Consider the following 17782-nt stretch of genomic DNA (forward strand, 5'->3'; position numbering starts at 1 on the left):
AGCAAGCTCGCTCCCACAGGGATTGCGCTGAACCCGGTGGGAGCGAGCTTGCTCGCGATAACGGACTGACAGGCACCACACCTCCCAATCTTGTCGCCCAATTGCCAATCCCCGACATCCCCTCTAGGAGCAATTCCCCGACGGGACTACAATCGCCACCCCGCCTCGATGGCTGATCTGCCCCGCCCATGTTGACCTGCTCCGTACACCCGCTGCCCTATCGCGCCAACCCCGCCGAGTACTTCGCGGCAATCCGTCATGCCCCCGGTGCCGTGCTGCTCGACAGTGGCCGACCAACGGCTGATCGCGGGCGTTATGACCTGCTCAGTGCCTGGCCACTGGAACAACTGGCGGTGATGCCTGACGAAAGCGGTGGCGATTTCCTTCAACGCCTTCGCGACAATCTGACACGACTCGGTGAGGCGGCGCTGCCACCTGATCTGCCCTTCGCCGGCGGCCTGATCGGCTACCTGAGCTACGACTTCGGCCGTCATCTGGAAGACCTGCCGAGCCAGGCACAGGACGATCTGCAATTGCCGGATGCGCGTTTCGGGCTCTACAACTGGGCGCTGATCAGCGATCACCAACGGATGACCAGCCAGCTGGTGTTCCACCCGTCGCTGAGCGACAGCGAACGTCAACGCCTGATCACGCTGTTCAGTCAGCCCGTGGCGGAAACGATCGAATCGTTCAAACTCAAGGCGCCGATGAACGCCGACCTGAGCGCTGATGACTATCGCCAGGCGATAGAACGTATCCAGCAATACATTCAGGCGGGCGACTGCTATCAGGTCAACTTTGCCCAGCGCTTCCGCGCCGAGTGCCAAGGGGATCCGTGGGTCGCGTACTGCGCGTTGCGCGCGGCGTGTCCGACGCCATTCTCCGGTTTCCAGAGCCTGCCCGACGGTGGCGCAGTGCTGAGCCTGTCGCCAGAGCGTTTCGTCAAAGTCAGCGACCGCCACGTGGAAACCCGCCCGATAAAGGGCACTCGCCCCCGGGGCCAGAGCGCAGCCGAAGATGCGGCAAACGCCGCCGAACTGCTGGCCAGCCCCAAGGATCGCGCGGAAAACCTGATGATTGTCGACCTGCTGCGCAATGACCTCGGGCGTACGTGCCGCATCGGCTCGGTGCAGGTGCCGGAGTTGTTCAGTCTCGAAAGTTATCCGAACGTGCATCACCTGGTGAGCAGCGTGACCGGCGAACTGGCGGATGACCGCGATGCGCTGGATCTGATCGCTGGCAGCTTCCCCGGCGGATCGATTACCGGAGCGCCGAAGATTCGCGCGATGCAGATCATTGATGAGTTGGAGCCGACTCGGCGCGGATTGTATTGCGGTTCGTTGCTGTATCTGGATGTGCGCGGCGAGATGGACAGTTCAATCGCGATTCGCAGCTTGCTGGTGAAAGATGGGCAGGTGTGTTGCTGGGGCGGAGGCGGGATCGTGGCGGATTCGGAGTGGCAGGCCGAGTATCAGGAATCGATTACCAAGGTGAAAGTACTGCTCGACACCCTGCAAAACCTTTAACAGCATCGCGGGCAAGCCACGCGCCCACAGGTTTTGTGTTGATCGCACAATTGCGGGGCGACACAAAACCTGTGGGAGCGGGCTTGCCCGCGATGGCGTCCTTGAAAACGACTACAAACTCAACGCCCGATTCGAAGCCTTGATGAACTCCTGCTTCAAATCCTCAAACGTATGCACCGCCGGGAATTGCGGAAACTCGCGAATCACGTTGTCCGGCGCATGGAACAAAATCCCCGCATCCGCCTCGCCCAGCATTGTGGTGTCGTTGTAGGAATCCCCAGCCGCTATCACCCGATAGTAAAGACTCTTGAACGCCAGAACCGACTGACGCTTCGGATCCTTCTGACGCAGCTGGTAGCTCGTCACCCGCCCGGCATCGTCGGTAATCAATCGGTGGCAGAGCAAGGTCGGGAAGCCCAGCTGACGCATCAGCGGCTGGGAAAACTCGTAGAACGTGTCTGACAGAATCACCACCTGAAAGCGCTCACGCAGCCAGTTGACGAACTCGACAGCGCCGTCCAGCGGCTTTAGCGTGGCAATCACTTCCTGAATGTCGGTGAGCTTCAAGCCATGCTCATCGAGAATCCGCAGGCGCTGCTTCATCAGAACGTCGTAGTCGGGAATATCCCGAGTGGTCGCCCTGAGGGATTCGATCCCGGTTTTTTCGGCGAAGGCGATCCAGATTTCCGGGACCAGCACACCTTCCAGATCCAGACAGGCAATTTCCACAAGACACTCCCATTTGTATTGATTATTGAGTCGAGCGAGCAAAAGGACTGCCGAACTCTAGCGACTCGGGCTGACCTGCGCAACGCAGAGGGCGCGCCAGCGGCTGCAGGATTTTGTTACCATCAGGCCCATATAGAGCGCCCAGCGCCACCGACCTGTAGGAAGCCGCCCTGATGAGCCCATCGTTTGATGTCGTGGAACTCGCCACGACCTATGCCAACAAGTCCGCCCAGGACATCCTGAAACTCGCGTTCGCCGAGTTCGGCGATGACCTGTGGATATCTTTCAGCGGCGCCGAGGACGTGGTGCTGGTAGACATGGCCTGGAAGCTGAACAAGAACGTCAAAGTGTTCAGCCTCGATACCGGCCGTCTGCACCCCGAGACCTACCGCTTCATCGATCAGGTGCGCGAGCACTACAAGATCGACATCGAGCTGGTGTCGCCGGACTACACGAAACTTGAACCCTTCGTGAAGGAAAAAGGCCTGTTCAGCTTCTACAAGGACGGGCATGGCGAGTGCTGTGGCATCCGCAAGATCGAGCCGCTGCGTCGCAAGCTCTCGGGCGTGACTGCCTGGGCCACCGGCCAGCGTCGGGACCAGAGCCCTGGCACTCGCAGCGCCGTCGCCGTGCTGGAAATCGACACCGCGTTCTCCACCCCGGAACGCACCCTGTACAAATTCAATCCGCTGGCGCAGATGACCAGCGAAGAGATCTGGGGCTACATCCGCATGCTCGAGTTGCCGTACAACAGCCTGCATGAGCGCGGCTTCATCAGCATCGGCTGCGAGCCGTGCACCCGCCCGGTACTGCCGAACCAGCACGAGCGTGAAGGTCGCTGGTGGTGGGAAGAGGCGACGCAGAAAGAATGCGGGTTGCATGCGGGGAATATCATCAGTAAATCCAAGGCCTGATCTCGAGCCTTGTAAAATCCCCCTGTGGGAGCGGGCTTGCCCGCGATAGCGATCTTTCAGTCACATTGATGCTTAATGTGCCGACGCTATCGCGGGCAAGCCCGCTCCCACAGGGTCTATGACTGACCTCAAAATGTGTACACACGAATGTCACCATAGGTGCCATTTATGTGTGCACTTTTTTCTGCGCCCCAAATGGTTACATCCGCCCTTTCTGAATCACTCCGTAGCCCCTCCCCCGATATTCCCGCTGAAAAAAAAATACCTGCATTGATCCGCGCCATTATCGCCATCGCCTGGTTCGGGATTCAGACGTACCTCGCCTCGGTTGTCTTTCGGGTGTTGCTGACGGCGGTTCATCAGAACATCGTTGGCTGGCCGGGGCGGTTTGGCAGGTAGACCGCGTTATCGTTCATTGCGGGCAGCCACGCTGCCACAGGTCCGGTGTCGTACACATCATATGGAACGACACGAAACCTGTGGGAGCCGGGCTTGCCCGCGATGGCGGCAACTCGGTCCCCAGTCAGACTCAAACCGCACTAAACCGCGCCCCCAAGCCCTGCTGCGCAAACTGCTCGATAATGAAGTCCACAAACGCCCGGGTCTTCCCCGGCAACAACTTGTGCTCCGCGTAATAGATAGAAATGTTGCCATCGTCCACATACCAGTCCGGCAACACCCGCTGCAACGTCCCCGCCTCCAGATAACCCGAAGCGAACGGCATGCTCACCAACGCAATCCCCAACCCCTGGACCGCCGTCGCACAAGCTGCTTCGGAATCGCTCATGGTCATCCGCGCCTTGAGCGTCAAAGGGCTGTGTTGCTGAGTGCGGCTGGTCAATTGCCAGGATCGTACACGCCCCGTCTGCGGCGACCTGATCAGAATCCCGTCATGATGCTTGAGATCATCCGGCTCGACGACCGCCTCACGCCCCGCCAGATATTCGGCTGAAGCCACCAGCACCCGATGTGCCGGCGTCAGCTTGCGCGCGACCACGCCCTGCGGTAGCTCGAATCCACCGCCAATCGCGGCATCGAACCCTTGGGCAATCAGATCGACCTGGCGGTTATCAAAATGCCAGTCCGGGTTGATTGCCGGAAACCGCCTTAGAAACTCGCCCAGCAACGGCACCACGTACAACCGCCCGAACACCGTACCCATGCTGACTTTCAGCGTTCCCGCCGGACGTCCCTCGGCGCTCGCGAGATTGGCCACGGCATTCTGAATCGTGTGCAGGCTGGAACTGACTTCGCCAAGAAACAGATGACCGGCCTCGGTCAGCGTCAGGCTCCGGGTGCTGCGCTGAAACAACCGCACACCGAGCCGCGCCTCAAGTTTTGCAACACTCTTGCCCACCGCTGCCGGGGTCAGGCTCAGTCGTCGCGCGGCTTCGGCAAAGCTGCCGACTTCGGCGCTGCGCACGAAGCACTCGATACTGCTGAAGGTTTCCATAAGCGCCACTATAAACTTCTGGTTTACACAGACTATCGCAATTACCGTCTACACAGCCTGTAATCCTGAATCGATACTAGGCTCCATCAACCGAGGCATCTCGCCTCGGCGACTTTGGAGATCAACATGACTACTCAGAACCTAAGCGGCAAAGTGGCTTTGATTCAAGGCGGGTCTCGCGGCATCGGCGCCGCCATCGTCAAACGCCTGGCCGCTGAAGGCGCGACGGTTGCCTTCACCTACGTAAGCTCCACGGCCAAGGCCGAAGAGCTGCAAAACAGCCTTACTGCCAACGGCGGCAAAGCGCTGGCCATCAAGGCTGACAGTGCCGACGCCGAGGCGATTCGCAACGCCGTGAGCGCCACCGTCAACGCCTTCGGTCGCCTGGACATCCTGGTCAACAACGCTGGCGTGCTGGCCGTTGCCCCGCTGGAAGATTTCAAACTCGAAGACTTCGACCAGACGCTGGCGGTCAACGTGCGCAGCGTGTTCATCGCCACCCAGGCCGCCGCGAAACACATGACCGAAGGCGGTCGCATCATCAACATCGGCAGCACCAACGCCGACCGCATGCCCTTCGCCGGCGGTGGCCCGTACGCCATGAGCAAAGCAGCACTGGTCGGTCTGACCAAAGGCCTGTCCCGCGACCTCGGGCCACGCGGCATCACCATCAACAACGTCCAACCGGGCCCGGTCGACACCGACATGAACCCGGCCAGCGGCGACTTCGCCGAAAGCCTGATCCCGCTGATGGCCGTGGGTCGTTATGGCAAAGCGGAAGAAATCGCCAGTTTCGTCGCCTACCTTGTCGGGCCGGAAGCCGGTTACATCACCGGTGCCAGCCTGACCATCGACGGTGGTTTCGGCGCCTGAGACAAGTCAGTCATACGCAAAACACTTGTGGGAAGGGCCCGGTCCTTCCCACATTTTCAGCATCAAGCCCACTCAAGCGCCGGCAAACCACAAGCGCTCGGCTTGAACGCTTTCAGCGTACGAAGAATGCCATCCGCGTGTGCGTATTTTTCATCGGCCATCGCCGCATCAGGGATCGCAATCGCCGTCATCCCCGCCGCTTTCGCCGCGGTCACGCCAAACGGCGAATCTTCGAACACCAGGCAATCCTCGGGCGCTACGCCCAGGCGTCGCGCCGCGGTGAGGAAAATGTCCGGCGCCGGTTTGGCCGCACCGACTTCCGGGTCATCGGCCGTCACGACGAAGTCGAACAGCGCAAACCAGTCACGGTGCAAGGTGGTTTTCTGGCCGAACGACTGACGCGACGAACTGGTGCCCACCGCGATCGGAATGTTGTTGGCCTTCAAGTGTCGCACCAGCTCCTCGGCACCGGGCATCGCCAGCGCGGTCGGAAAACGCTCGCGCATCAGCGGCTCGCGGATCACCAGGAATTCCTCGGCAGTAATCGGCAGATCCAGCGCTTCGACCACATAACGCGCCAGATCACCCGCGCCACGGCCGATGATGTTCTGTTTGACGCTCCAGTCGAAGGTCCGGCCATAGCGCCCGGCAATGATGGACGTGACCTCGGTGTAAATGCCCTCGGTGTCCAGCAGCAAGCCATCCATGTCGAAAATCACGGCTTTGATCGGGCCGAACTCTTTCAGCGGTGCATTCATCGCATCTGATCCGTTTTTAATGACATCCCGTTCGGCTCAGGCACACCTGATTCCGGGATTTGATTAAAGGGTTCAGCAGCATAGCCATCGTGGTCGGCAGAGAGCAACGGGCAATCTCTCGACGGCGGCGAAACCTTCGCCGAAGCACTGAACATGATTTAGCGATTCGCCCTACACCAAACACCTCTTTTCCCGACTTCTTTCCTCGTTGATCCCCCGCAAAGTCTCGCGACCCAAATTGATCCGCGCGAGGGACTGCGAATGTTCAACCCTGACAAGGTCCTGGCCTTGAACAACGCCATCGGCCTGTTGGTGGTGGCAGCCATGCCCCCCGAGCAACCGGACGTTGAAGCACTGCTCGACGATTTTCGCCTGTGCCTCAACGACTACGAAGCCTGGGCGGAAAACTTCTGGACGGGGTGGGCGCTGGATGTCGAGCAAGTGTTCACGGTCGGCAACGACGTTCGCTTGAGTGCACCGAAGGACTCCACCGCGCCTGTCAGTTCGACACTCGCCACGTGCCCGGCCAACGGCCCGTTGACCCTCGTACATATGTTCGACGCGGCGCGGTTCGTGCCGATTGGTGATACGCCGGTGATGCTCGAAATGATCACTGAAAAGAGCAACGGCGAGATTATCTTTGCTGAACCGACCCATCACACCATCGGCCCCAGCGGCATTCTCGAAATCCCTGAGTGCTGGCGCGGTCATCGTTACCGCATCACCTTCTTTCCCCACGTTTCCACCGCTCACGTCCAAGCGCTTTATACCTCCTATCAAAGCGTGATCGATGAGCTTGAAAGCTGGTTGCGCAACGAGTGGACGAGCGAGTTTCAACCGTTGTGGGCGGGGTTTTCCGAGGCTCGTTTCACCGAACGCTACGGCATGCTGCAACGGGCCGACTGGCGCGGATTCGAGAAATCGCTACACGGCTTGTGGGATGACGTGAAGCAGATCTACGCCCTGATCGCGGACTTGCAGGCCAATAGCGAAAAGCTACTTGAATACCTGACCGAGGTTCAGCTCGAGGCATTGCTGAACGCTTCGGCCGAGACCATCGCCACTGTGATGCTGGTGTTGAGTGATGAACCGTTGATGTTCATTCATCTCGCGGCGTTCACCAGTTGGCTGCGAATGTTGCCGCCGCAGTACATCGCCGAAGTCGTCGCGGAAGTTCGTACAGAAATACTCGTCGCGTTCCTGCTGGCGCGCCTCACAAGTCCCATAGGTCTGAAACTCGGCATCAGCGCCAAGGTGCTGGGCAAGGTCAAGTCCGAGCGAGCCCGACAATGGCTGACTGCCGCGAGTCTGCGCCTGGCCGAACTCACGACCAGGTCTGATCTGACCCATCACGCCGACGCCCTCAAACCGCTGATGCTCAACGCGCGGAACGTGCCGCTCAACCCTGCGCCGGCGACTCCGTTGCACATCACCACGGGTGAATCACCGATCGTGCGGGTGAACAACCCGGTCGCCATTGCCCGTGACAAGTCCGAAGCCAAGACGCGCCTGAGCCGCCAGGAACATCGTGATGACGCCCCTGCTCCCGCGCAAAACCCGAACGGCGACAGTGTCGATTCAGCGGATAAAACCACGACCAACGGCTGCCCGGTATCGATGGTTACCGGCGAAGAACTGCTGACCCTGATCGATGGTTCGCTGGATGGACGGTTGCCGTTCGAGTTCACCCGCGTGTACCGCACCAGTGCCGTTGAAATCGACTGCGGGCTCGGATTTGGCTGGAGTCATGCCCTTGCACACCGACTGGAAATCAACAGCGAACAGGTTAGTTGGATCGACCACGAAAACCGTCGTACGACTTTCCCTTTACCCAATGTCGAACGCCCGACCATTCACAACAGCCTGTCACGGACGGCGATTTTTCTGGGGGATGAGCCGGAAGAACTGATCCTCGCGATGGCAGGTGAAGCAACGCGTTTTTACCACTTCCGTACAGGCCGACTGACAGCGATCAGTGATGCCTATGGCAACCGTCTGACAGTGCAGAGGGACGCCGCCGACAGAATCATGCGTCTCGACAACGGCGCCGGGCGCTCGCTGCGATTGCGTTACGACCGCCGACACCTCGCCGCCGTCGAGTATCAGCGCTTTCATCCCGCCGGCACCCTGGAAGAGGCCTGGCGCACCGAGCAAACACTGGTTACCTACCGCTATGACGCCTGTCATCGCCTGATCGAAGCAACCAACGCCGCCGGCGAAAGCGAACGCTACGACTATGACGACCAGCACGTCATCCTGCAGCGGCAACTGGCCGGTGGCGCGAGTTTCTTCTGGGAGTGGGAACGGTTCGGCAAGTCTGCAAGATGCATCCGGCATTGGGCGTCGTTTTCGCAGATGGACACGCGCTATGTCTGGGATGACGACGGCGGCGTGCAGGTGAAAAACGTTGATGGCAGTGAAGCGTTTTATCAGCACGACGATCGAGCGCGCCTGGTGCGGAGGGTCGAACCCGACGGGGCGGAACACCTCAATGTCCATGACGACCAGGGGCGGCTGATTGCCGAAAGAAATCCGCTCGGGGCAATTACCCACTATCGCTATGACGACGTCGGACGACTGATCGCCCAAATTCCCCCCGAAGGTGATCCAACGTCCTACGAGTACCGCAATGGTTTCCTGCATGCGCGGTACCACGGCAACGCCGTGTGGAAGTATTTGCGCAATGCTCAGGGTGATGTCATCGAGATGACCGACCCCGAGGGAAATATCACCCACTATCACCACGACGAAAAAGGTCAGCTGCTGTCGATCCGCTTTCCGGACAACAGCAGACAGGTCTTCGTCCGGAATGCCTTGGGTCAACTGATCGAAGAGACCTTGCCGGGTGGTGATCAGCGGCGTTTTTCCTACGATGCGCTGGGACGGCAGGTGACCCGTCAGGACGAACACGGTGCCGTCACCCGTTATAAATGGGATGCCGTTGGACGACTGATTCAGACGACGCTTCCCACAGGCGCCAGTCGTGCCTTCACCTACAACGCCTACGGCAAGATCACCGCCGAACGCGATGAGCTGGGTCGCATCACGCGTTTTGAATACGCCGATGATTTGCATCTGGTCAGCCGCCGGATCAACCCCGATGGCACACAACGGCTTTATCGATACGACAACGCACGGTTGTTGCTGACCGAAATCGAGAATGAGTCCGGCGAAAAACATCAGCTGGACTACACGCTCAATGGATTGATCCGGCAGGAAACCGGATTCGATGGCCGACGCACCGCGTATGCCTACGACCTCAATGGACAGCTGCTGGAAAAGACTGAATTCGGTGACGACGGCTCGCAGTGGGTCACGGCTTATCTTCGGGATTCGACGGGACGGTTGTTGGTCAAGACGCTGCCCGACGGCGTCAATGTCGAATATCGCTACGACAGCCTTGGCCGACTGGTCAGCGTCGATGACGGTCACGATCATCCCCTGGAGTTCGAATACGACAAGCAGGGTCGGCTAGTCACCGAACACCAAGGCTGGGGCACCCTGCGCTATGGCTACGATGCCTGTGGCCAGCTCAACCACCTGCGCCTGCCCGACAACAGCAAACTCGATTTCCATCACGCCAAGGGCGGTGCACTGACGGCCATTGACCTCAATGGCGCCCGACTCACCGCTCACACCTTTTTCGCCGGCCGCGAACAGCAACGCCAGCAAGGCCTGCTGCTCAGCGATTATCAGTATGACAATGAAGGCCGGCTGAACACCCACGCTGTCCGGCAAAACCTGCAACCGCTGTATCGCCGCGACTATGTCTACAGCGCCAACGGCAACCTCGACCGCATTGCCGACAGCCGCCACGGCCAGCGCAGCTATCACTACGATTCGCTCGATCGCCTGATCCGCGTCCGCCACTCCCGAGATCACCAACCGGAAAACTTCGCCCACGATCCGGCCGGCAACCTGCTGATGCAGGACCGCCCCGGTCTGGCTACGGTCAAAGGCAATCGCCTGCTGATACAAGGCGACCGTCACTACGATTACGACGCCTTTGGCAACCTGATCCGCGAACGCCGCGGCACGGCACAAAAACTGGTCACCGAGTACCGTTACGACTGTCAGCACCGACTGATCAGCGTCACCCTGCCCAACGGCAGCCAGGCGACTTACCGCTACGATGCCTTCGGTCGCCGCATCAGCAAAAACGTCGATGGCCACATCACCGAGTTTTTTTGGCAAGGCAACAACCTCGTCGCCGAAGGCGGTGGTGAACACTACCGCAGCTACATCTACGAACCGGGCAGCTTTCGCCCTCTGGTCATGCTCGACGGCAAAGGCCCGCGTAACGCCTGCCCGTTCTACTACCAGCTCGACCACCTCGGCACACCACAAGAACTCACCGACTACAGCGGCGAAATCGTCTGGGCCGCCCAATACACCGCCTACGGCCGCCTCACCCGCCTCAACCGCGACACCCACCAGATCCTCGACCAGCCGCTCCGGTTTCAGGGCCAGTACTTCGACTCGGAATCGGGTTTGCACTACAACCGGCATCGGTATTACCAGCCTGAGCTTGGACGGTATTTGACGCCGGATCCGAGCAAATTGGGCGGAGGATTGAACCAGTACCAGTACACGCGGAACCCGACGGGGTGGGTTGATCCGTTGGGGTTGAGTGATTGTCCGGGGGCGGGGAGGTGTGGGGCGGCTGGAAGGGTGGAAGACCCAGTCCACAAGATTGAAACTGGTGAGGGGGAGCCTGCGCTTCCCTCTTCGGTTAAAGAAGGTGAATATCTATATCGTGGTGATCTACGTCGCCCAGACGATATTTTTCAAACGGGGTTTGTAAGTCTTGGGGACAGCACCGATTTATTACTTCATGCTTGGGATAATAAAAATCCACCTAGCAATTTTGTAAGTACATCAACTGATCGTGAAGTCGGCATAGACTTTGGCACTAGGTTTAGAACCATGAAGGGTTACTTGTACACATTGAAAAAAATCCCCGGACACGACATCAACAAAGAGCTTCACCCCAATGACATCCCGTATAGCTATGAAGATGAAATAGCTATTCCGGGCCGAATAAAAAGCGAAGACATTCTAGGCGCCACCCCTCTGAAAAAAGATGGCAGTTACGTGGGACATTCAATACCAAACCCTAGAAGGAACTAATCCATGACCATTAAAACTATATCTGTGCTGATCGACAAAGAAATGAAGTCAGTCGTAATGGATTACGACGAACATCCACCAACCATACGTATCACGACGGAAAACGGTCAAACAAAAAAATTTACAGGGCAAGATGTTTATGAGTGCCTTGGAAAAATCTTAAAGGACATGCCAGAAGCCAAATTCCTGTGCAAAGGAGCAAAGCTAAATGTGCGCCCTTCATCCATGTCATCACAGATGACGTCGGGGATTATGGCTTACGAACATACATTAGGCTCGCGTATTACCAGAAAAAATTTAGTGAACATTTTCGACTACGACGATCAAGACATCATTAATGATCCACAGATGCAGACAGACTTTTTCTTTCTATGGCTGAAATCCATTAAGCAGCCATAAAATTGAGAAGACTAGAATAATTTGTTATCTATTTCACAATCACTGAGCTAAAAGCACAGCACTTATAAAAAATCAACAAAGGCCCTCCAAGCCCCATTGCATACGCGGCGATCAGCGACAAAGTTTACTCACACCAGTCCGGACAAAAAGCCAACATGAATAAAATAGAAATCCGCACAAACACTAGAGGACATATCCAAATAGCAGAAATAAAACTTGATTTAAAACAGTTGTCGCTATCCTTATTTATGGAAAACGGCATAAGAAAAACATACACAGCTCATGATTTTTACGTATGTTTTGGCTTATTGCGAGCAGACATCCCGAATACTAAATTTTTGTGCAAAGGCGCCAAACTCAATGTGTATCCATCTAGAATGTCATCACAGATGTCCTTGGGGTTGATGGCATATGAGCTTGAACTGGGTAGGCCTGCCGAATGCTATGATGTAGTCAGAATCTTTGATTATGAGGAGAGCGATATTACTAATGACATTCAGCAGCAGCGAAATTTTTACAAACGCTGGGTGGACTCTTTAACAGGCTAATTCTGGCTAACGTAATAGCCTCGGGGCCTAGGGGCGCAATCAAATTACTCGTGCAGACAGCTATTATAAAGCTGGCACGAGCTAAGTGGCGGATGGTAGGCAAGTCCTTACGCACAAGCTTAGCTGGGTTGGCCGGAAGCATCCTTCCCCGCAATATCCGGATCATCAGGAAGCGCTTCAACATCAGTATCACTGCGCTTTACATCACCGTCAGGCACCTGTTCCACCCCCGCCTCTTCATCATCCGGCGGCCGCTGATCACGACTCAGCGAATCAGTCGGCGAAGGCAGCGGATACTCGGGGGTGTCATCGATGTCGGTATCTTTCGAATCAGCGTTCATAAAGCACCTCTCAAAGAACTTGAAAAACAAGCTCCTGAAAATTCGATGGCTCCGCGACGAAGACCGTTCGATCAAGGAGACGACCGGTCACTCCAATCATAACGGCTGATCATTGCTCGTCTTCGTCTTCATCCTCGTCTTCAAACTCAGTCAGCCCTACGTCACCCGCGTCATCGGCATCGTTGAGCGGCACCGTCGCGTCATCCATCAGTGACCCAGGATCTTCGTTGCCAGGGTCGTTGATGAACGGAAGTCCGCTTGGGCCTTTTTCTTCCTTGCCTTCGGTTTCGGGAGTCATGGCATGCCTCATAACATTCAGGTGGGTATAAAGTTCGAGGCGGGCTGAGGTCAATCGTTCCGATGTCATGCTCGCGAAAACGAAAAACCCGGCACCAGGCCGGGTTTTACTGTCACTGACTGTCGACTCAGTGATGTTTGTTCTTGTGCTTATTCTTATGCTTGTTTTTGTGCCCGTTGCCGGAATGGGAGCCGCCACTGTCAGTGCCCAGGTTGTTGCCCACCGCACCACCCGCTGCGCCGCCGAGGCCTGCGCCAATGGTCGAACCGGTGGAGCCGCCGAGGCTGTTACCAATTACCGAGCCGCCCGCCGAGCCCAAACCACCACCGACCGCCGCTGCGGTACGGCTGCCTTTGGGCGCGCCAACAGCGCTGCCCGCCGCGCCGCCCACGCCTGCGCCAATCGCGGCACCGGTGCTGCCGCCCATCTGCTGGCCAACCACGTTACCCAATGCACCGCCAATACCACCGCCAACAGCAGCGGTGCCATCACCGGCAGCCATCGCACCTTGAGCAACCAAAAGTCCCAGAAACAACGTGGACAATGTCAAACGCATGATATGAACCTCTAATTCCGCATCGGGGGAAAGGACGCGCTGCGGATGGGCGGAGTCTAGCACCTGCCCCCACTGAATCCGGCCAGCGATGACGGTTGGACCGCTAATAGATGCAATAGCAGCGAAAGAGAAACAACCAGATACAAAAAGCCCGGCATCAAGCCGGGCTTTTGAACGGATCAATCAGAATCAGTGGCGCTTGTGGCCCTTGGCCAGGTTGCTGCCCACGCCGCCGCCCAAAGCACCGCCCAAGCCTGCGCCGATGGTCGAACCGGTCTTGCCGCCCAGGCTGTTGCCGATCACCGAGCCGCCCGCTGCACCCACGCCGCCGCCGATGGCTGCTTTGGTGCGGCTGCCTTTGCGTGCTGCAACGGCGCTGCCAGCGGCGCCCGCTACGCCAGCACCAATCGCTGCGCCAGTGCTGCCGCCCATGCTTTGGCCGACCACATTACCCAGCGCGCCACCCAGACCGCCGCCCAGCGCGGCAGTGCCGTCGCCAGCAGCCATTGCACCTTGAGCAACCAAAAGCCCCAGAACCAGAGCGGGCAGAGTTAAACGCATGACAAGAACCTCAAAAACAGGGGGAGATAAGAAAGGGTCGAGATTGAATGCTCAAGCAGCGAGAAAGTCCAGACGCACAGACCCAACCTCACCATCGGCGACGGTTGGACAGCGTTTATGGAAAAGGTTTTATGACAGGCAAAAAAAAGCCCGCTGGGGAGACGGGCCAGGTGTTGCTTTCTAACGGATGAGTTGAGATTACGTAAGACCTTGTGAAAACTTTGTGAAAGCTCTGGCGGAAAAACACACGCGGCAAAAAAAAGTTTCGGGCATAAAAAACCCCGCTCAATGACGGGGTCTGGAGGTGACGGGTTACTTCCTGACAGGGGCCGCTACCTTGGGTAAAAATTTCGCCTTCGGCCCTCGGGGCACCTGGGATTTCATTTTGCCGAGCTTGACCTCATCGTCACCGTAAGCCACCACATAGTCTGTCTGGCCACACCGCACGCAATTATTGATCGGAAATTCAGCACCGTCGTCTTCGATATACGGATCAGCCATCTTTTCGCCCCTCTCAAATGCGGGATCGATACCGGCAAGCCCTATTTGCCTGAAACATACCGACCACCAAGCTTTTGAGACTAGCCGGTCACTACCGGACTTGTAATTCAGATTGCCGAACGCCCGACGAATGGCCAGCACGGTTTCCTACGGAAATACACATGAACCGTTGCGCGATTCACCTCAGTTTGACGGCCGTCCCGGTCACAAATACCACCACCATACCGCCCTTGCCGGCCGGCATGCTGATCTCATAATCGAGCCCCACTACCGCGTCGGCCTGCAGTGCCCGCGCCCGTTCCTTGATCTCGTCAGTGGCTAGAATCCATGTCTCTTTTAAGGCGCGCTCCAGCGTCTGCGAGCGCCCGCCGAAAAAATCGATTTTGCTTACTCATTTTCAAAGCAGCCTGGACAAGTGCTGCAACAGCGCATCGAACGGCCGGAGCGTATAGAACAATCATCCACTCGGTGGCAGGTTAGACACTGTGAACTAGTCGTCGCCCGGAATTACCTAGACCGCTCCTTCGCAACTGTAAAATGACGAATACACACCAGGAATAATCCCAAGATGAAACCCAACATCAAGCCCGATAAAACAATCAGCAATTTTTGGGGTTTTACTGGACCTAAGGGTGGCTGTGCAAACTGATCAATTGTAACCATCTTGAGATTATTCAGACTGACACTTAAATTACTCAACCGGGAGATTTCGGAACGTAGCGGCTCTACATCGCGCAAGAAAAGATCTTCATTTTCCCTCTGACTCAGCACCTCCACCTCACGGTTCGCGTCAAGTAGCTTCAGCGCTTTGGCAATTTCAGCAATGCGCGTTTCGGTAAAGTCGTCCGAGTTGCGCCGCTGCAAAACTGTACGTTCCGCTTCAAGCGCTTCAGACCCCATGAAGTAAAGCGGTAATTGTTGAACGCCAATTATCATGTTACCGGCACTGACGTATTCAGGACCGGTCAAGGATGGCGGCATGGCTGGCTTCTTGATTCCCAATGTATTGGCAATATTCAGGGCCTCATCCAGTTGGGTAATCCGATCATGTCGTCGTGTTTGCAACTGAAGGCGCAAAGCCTTGAGCTCATCTTGCAATTGAGCTCGCCGGAGTATATCGGCCTCATGTAACAAGGCGATTTTGGCTTCTTTTTCAGTATCATAATTGGCGCGAGATGCACTGATTTTGCTACTAAGCTCCAACAAACGGTTATCCCTTATTACCTTCAAATCAGTAGCAATTTTTTCATGCCCCGCATCGATTGCATACTTAACGAATCCATTCAAAATAGCCGCTCCATCCAAGCCTTCTGGATAAGTAAAAGTCAACCGGACAGAAGCATTGAAATTGTCGAGTTTCCCAGTATCCTGCAGCGCTATCGAAACAAATCTCTTGTTAAAAGACTCGAACGTTTGCTCAAGCGTTCTTCCTGGCGACTGCAAATTACCGAAGAGCGCTTCATTCTTGCGAAAGTATCCCAGACGAGTTTCGTAAGACTCTAGTTCCCCCCGGACTTTCAACAGGGCTTCGATTGGAGGCAACGTGTACAACTGGGATCTATTCAAGGCGTCAAGTTCATTGATAGCCACAGGGCGCAAAACGCTACTGACTTGAAATTCCCGTGTTACGAACGAAACATAGCTCAGAGCAGCTAAACCACATAATGCGACGACTCCAAACAACAAATATTTTTGTTCCCAGATTGCTCGACAAAGCTCGAGTAAATCCAGCTCTTCAGATGACGCCGCACTTGGAAACTTAGGATGATCGTTCATTAGCCCACATCACTCTTAAAACCCGGTGACCATTTGATCTAAAAAAACCGTCTTCCGATGTAGGATCTTTCTGAAAAAGGCTAGTGAAATTGCTAAATTATCTCATTCTGTTGCAGGCATGCCGGTTTACCGCTAGCGCTTGATAACGTTACCGGCTGCGCTTCTGGCTGCGTGCTGAACCTTCTTCCCAGCTTTTTCAGACGCCAGAAACCACAAAACCCCTGACTTCTCTCGAAATCAGGGGTTCTGGTTACATCGAATTTGGCGGTGAAGGAGAGATTCGAACTCTCGATACAATTTCTTGTATACACACTTTCCAGGCGTGCTCCTTAAGCCACTCGGACACTTCACCGTATCTCGTCAAACATGTTCTGTCTGTCGAGGCGCGCTAATGTAGTCGAAAGCTTTTCTGATGGCAAACTTTTTTTGCAGAATTTTCATGTGCTTAGCGGTTTAGAGGTTCTGGCGCATTCCGGACCATGGCATACCTGCCAATCTCTGGCTTCGCGCGCTCCTTTATAGAGAGGGGAACGCCCGGCGGGGGTGGCAGGCTGCGCTTGCCCGGCGGGGAAAGGGTGACTGACGGGTCAGTCACGGCGCTTTACCTGGCCTGCGGCGGTGGGTAACGTCTGCCCCAACTTTCATATAAGGAATAGCGTCATGAGTGAGTTGATTTCCTACCACCTCGAAGACGGAATCGCGACCCTGACCTTGAGCAACGGCAAGGTCAATGCCATCTCTCCAGACGTGATTGCTGCGTTTAATGCTGCGCTGGATCAGGCGGTGACTGATCGTGCGGTGGTGATCATTACCGGTACCCCCGGGATTCTGTCGGGAGGTTATGACCTGAAGGTGATGACAGCCGGCCCTAAAGAAGCGGTGGCGCTGGTGACGGCTGGCTCGACGCTGTCCCGTCGCCTGCTGTCGCACCCGTTTCCGGTGATCGTCGCGTGCCCTGGGCATGCAGTGGCCAAGGGTGCGTTCCTGTTGTTGTCGGCGGATTACCGCATTGGTGTCGACGGCCCGTTCAGCATTGGCCTGAACGAAGTGCAGATCGGCATGACAATGCACCACGCCGGCATTGAAATCGCCCGTGATCGTCTGAGCAAGGCAGCGCTGCATCGTTCGGTGATCAACGGTGAGATGTTCAACCCGAAGAGTGCCGTGGATGCGGGTTTCCTCGATCTGGTGGTGTCGCCCGAAGAGCTGCAAGGCGCAGCGCTGGCAGCAGCTCGTCAGTTGAAGAAGATCAACATGACCGCGCACAAGAACACCAAACTGAAAGTGCGCAAGGCACTGCTGGACACCCTGGACAACGCAATCATTCAGGATCAAGAGCATTTGGTTTAATCCAGACACGCTGCACCGAAAAGCCCGACCATCGTGTCGGGCTTTTTCATACGCGCCTTGTTGAAAAGT

At 56.5% G+C, this 17782-nt stretch carries 16 protein-coding genes, 1 tRNA gene and 2 pseudogenes; 8 read left to right on the forward strand and 11 right to left on the reverse strand.

Translation table 11 applies throughout. The features are described from left to right. Positions 1-188 precede the first annotated feature (188 nt). Entirely contained in the window at positions 189-1526 is a 1338-nt protein-coding gene (gene pabB / locus Q7W83_RS17950; RefSeq protein WP_473656420.1) for an aminodeoxychorismate synthase component I, read from the forward strand. A 111-nt stretch (positions 1527-1637) separates the two neighbouring features. On the opposite strand, the gene thrH is transcribed toward pabB, so the two are convergent. Next, positions 1638-2255: a bifunctional phosphoserine phosphatase/homoserine phosphotransferase ThrH gene (thrH, locus tag Q7W83_RS17955; RefSeq protein ID WP_150633975.1), complete on the reverse strand. Its 618-nt coding sequence runs from the start codon at positions 2253-2255 to the stop codon at positions 1638-1640. A gap of 173 nt (positions 2256-2428) precedes the next feature. Here thrH and Q7W83_RS17960 point away from each other — a divergent pair, with 173 nt between their 5' ends. Continuing rightward, complete coding sequence (locus Q7W83_RS17960) at positions 2429-3169, forward strand: phosphoadenylyl-sulfate reductase (RefSeq protein ID WP_008042297.1); 741 nt, start codon at positions 2429-2431, stop codon at positions 3167-3169. Between the two features lie 258 nt (positions 3170-3427). After that, positions 3428-3553: pseudogene (locus Q7W83_RS17965) on the forward strand (hypothetical protein); the annotation flags it as partial. Between the two features lie 145 nt (positions 3554-3698). On the opposite strand, the gene Q7W83_RS17970 reads toward Q7W83_RS17965, so the two are convergent. Beyond that, complete coding sequence (locus Q7W83_RS17970) at positions 3699-4622, reverse strand: LysR family transcriptional regulator (protein WP_150633974.1); 924 nt, start codon at positions 4620-4622, stop codon at positions 3699-3701. Between the two features lie 126 nt (positions 4623-4748). On the opposite strand from Q7W83_RS17970, the gene Q7W83_RS17975 reads away from it, so the two are divergent. Then, positions 4749-5495 carry a 3-oxoacyl-ACP reductase family protein gene (locus tag Q7W83_RS17975; RefSeq protein ID WP_150633973.1) on the forward strand — a complete coding sequence of 249 codons (747 nt, stop codon included), beginning with the start codon at positions 4749-4751 and terminating at the stop codon, positions 5493-5495. Positions 5496-5557: 62 nt separating this feature from the next. Here Q7W83_RS17975 and Q7W83_RS17980 read toward each other — a convergent pair whose 3' ends face one another. Continuing rightward, complete coding sequence (locus tag Q7W83_RS17980) at positions 5558-6253, reverse strand: HAD-IA family hydrolase (RefSeq protein WP_150633972.1); 696 nt, start codon at positions 6251-6253, stop codon at positions 5558-5560. Positions 6254-6514: 261 nt separating this feature from the next. Between Q7W83_RS17980 and Q7W83_RS17985 the strand changes: the two genes are divergently transcribed. The 3 genes from Q7W83_RS17985 to Q7W83_RS17995 all read left to right on the forward strand — a co-directional run bounded on the left by Q7W83_RS17985 (position 6515) and on the right by Q7W83_RS17995 (position 12330). Next, positions 6515-11383, forward strand: coding sequence for an RHS repeat-associated core domain-containing protein (locus tag Q7W83_RS17985; protein ID WP_473656421.1), 4869 nt, complete (start codon positions 6515-6517; stop codon positions 11381-11383). A gap of 3 nt (positions 11384-11386) precedes the next feature. Then, on the forward strand, positions 11387-11782 hold the full coding sequence (locus tag Q7W83_RS17990) for a hypothetical protein (RefSeq protein ID WP_407010694.1): 396 nt from the start codon (positions 11387-11389) through the stop codon (positions 11780-11782). Positions 11783-11937: 155 nt separating this feature from the next. After that, entirely contained in the window at positions 11938-12330 is a 393-nt protein-coding gene (locus Q7W83_RS17995; RefSeq protein ID WP_458377698.1) for a hypothetical protein, read from the forward strand. Between the two features lie 119 nt (positions 12331-12449). On the opposite strand, the gene Q7W83_RS18000 is transcribed toward Q7W83_RS17995, so the two are convergent. From Q7W83_RS18000 to Q7W83_RS18035, 8 genes and pseudogenes are all read right to left on the reverse strand, one after another. Beyond that, positions 12450-12671, reverse strand: a complete 222-nt coding sequence (locus Q7W83_RS18000) for a hypothetical protein (RefSeq protein ID WP_458377699.1) — start codon at positions 12669-12671, stop codon at positions 12450-12452. A gap of 109 nt (positions 12672-12780) precedes the next feature. Beyond that, positions 12781-12969: a hypothetical protein gene (locus Q7W83_RS18005; protein ID WP_150633968.1), complete on the reverse strand. Its 189-nt coding sequence runs from the start codon at positions 12967-12969 to the stop codon at positions 12781-12783. Between the two features lie 127 nt (positions 12970-13096). Beyond that, positions 13097-13525 carry a glycine zipper domain-containing protein gene (locus Q7W83_RS18010; protein WP_150637843.1) on the reverse strand — a complete coding sequence of 143 codons (429 nt, stop codon included), beginning with the start codon at positions 13523-13525 and terminating at the stop codon, positions 13097-13099. A gap of 189 nt (positions 13526-13714) precedes the next feature. After that, positions 13715-14086, reverse strand: a complete 372-nt coding sequence (locus Q7W83_RS18015; RefSeq protein ID WP_017337435.1) for a hypothetical protein — start codon at positions 14084-14086, stop codon at positions 13715-13717. A 312-nt stretch (positions 14087-14398) separates the two neighbouring features. Continuing rightward, entirely contained in the window at positions 14399-14587 is a 189-nt protein-coding gene (locus Q7W83_RS18020; RefSeq protein WP_150634790.1) for a hypothetical protein, read from the reverse strand. Positions 14588-14765: 178 nt separating this feature from the next. Next, positions 14766-14966 (reverse strand): annotated as a pseudogene (locus Q7W83_RS18025) (YbjQ family protein); the annotation flags it as partial. A gap of 128 nt (positions 14967-15094) precedes the next feature. Then, a complete protein-coding gene (locus tag Q7W83_RS18030; RefSeq protein WP_473656422.1) occupies positions 15095-16363 on the reverse strand; it encodes a GNVR domain-containing protein in 1269 nt (422 codons plus the stop codon). Positions 16364-16625: 262 nt separating this feature from the next. Next, positions 16626-16715 (reverse strand) — tRNA-Ser (locus tag Q7W83_RS18035). Positions 16716-17023: 308 nt separating this feature from the next. On the opposite strand from Q7W83_RS18035, the gene Q7W83_RS18040 reads away from it, so the two are divergent. Beyond that, positions 17024-17713 (forward strand): crotonase/enoyl-CoA hydratase family protein, encoded by a 690-nt coding sequence (locus Q7W83_RS18040; protein WP_150653029.1) that lies wholly within the window; start codon positions 17024-17026, stop codon positions 17711-17713. Positions 17714-17782: the final 69 nt, after the last annotated feature.

The sequence above is a fragment of the Pseudomonas sp. 300 genome, assembly GCF_055803035.1.

What these genes read in the sequence shown, in the direction of transcription:
- pabB (WP_473656420.1), top strand. Translation starts at nt 189, where the DNA reads ATGTTGACCTGCTCCGTACACCCGCTGCCCTATCGCGCCAACCCCGCC.
- Q7W83_RS17960 (WP_008042297.1), top strand. Translation starts at nt 2,429, where the DNA reads ATGAGCCCATCGTTTGATGTCGTGGAACTCGCCACGACCTATGCCAAC.
- Q7W83_RS17970 (WP_150633974.1), bottom strand. Translation starts at nt 4,622, where the DNA reads ATGGAAACCTTCAGCAGTATCGAGTGCTTCGTGCGCAGCGCCGAAGTC.
- Q7W83_RS17975 (WP_150633973.1), top strand. Translation starts at nt 4,749, where the DNA reads ATGACTACTCAGAACCTAAGCGGCAAAGTGGCTTTGATTCAAGGCGGG.
- Q7W83_RS17980 (WP_150633972.1), bottom strand. Translation starts at nt 6,253, where the DNA reads ATGAATGCACCGCTGAAAGAGTTCGGCCCGATCAAAGCCGTGATTTTC.
- Q7W83_RS17985 (WP_473656421.1), top strand. Translation starts at nt 6,515, where the DNA reads ATGTTCAACCCTGACAAGGTCCTGGCCTTGAACAACGCCATCGGCCTG.
- Q7W83_RS17990 (WP_407010694.1), top strand. Translation starts at nt 11,387, where the DNA reads ATGACCATTAAAACTATATCTGTGCTGATCGACAAAGAAATGAAGTCA.
- Q7W83_RS17995 (WP_458377698.1), top strand. Translation starts at nt 11,938, where the DNA reads ATGAATAAAATAGAAATCCGCACAAACACTAGAGGACATATCCAAATA.
- Q7W83_RS18000 (WP_458377699.1), bottom strand. Translation starts at nt 12,671, where the DNA reads ATGAACGCTGATTCGAAAGATACCGACATCGATGACACCCCCGAGTAT.
- Q7W83_RS18005 (WP_150633968.1), bottom strand. Translation starts at nt 12,969, where the DNA reads ATGACTCCCGAAACCGAAGGCAAGGAAGAAAAAGGCCCAAGCGGACTT.
- Q7W83_RS18010 (WP_150637843.1), bottom strand. Translation starts at nt 13,525, where the DNA reads ATGCGTTTGACATTGTCCACGTTGTTTCTGGGACTTTTGGTTGCTCAA.
- Q7W83_RS18015 (WP_017337435.1), bottom strand. Translation starts at nt 14,086, where the DNA reads ATGCGTTTAACTCTGCCCGCTCTGGTTCTGGGGCTTTTGGTTGCTCAA.
- Q7W83_RS18020 (WP_150634790.1), bottom strand. Translation starts at nt 14,587, where the DNA reads ATGGCTGATCCGTATATCGAAGACGACGGTGCTGAATTTCCGATCAAT.
- Q7W83_RS18030 (WP_473656422.1), bottom strand. Translation starts at nt 16,363, where the DNA reads ATGAACGATCATCCTAAGTTTCCAAGTGCGGCGTCATCTGAAGAGCTG.
- Q7W83_RS18040 (WP_150653029.1), top strand. Translation starts at nt 17,024, where the DNA reads ATGAGTGAGTTGATTTCCTACCACCTCGAAGACGGAATCGCGACCCTG.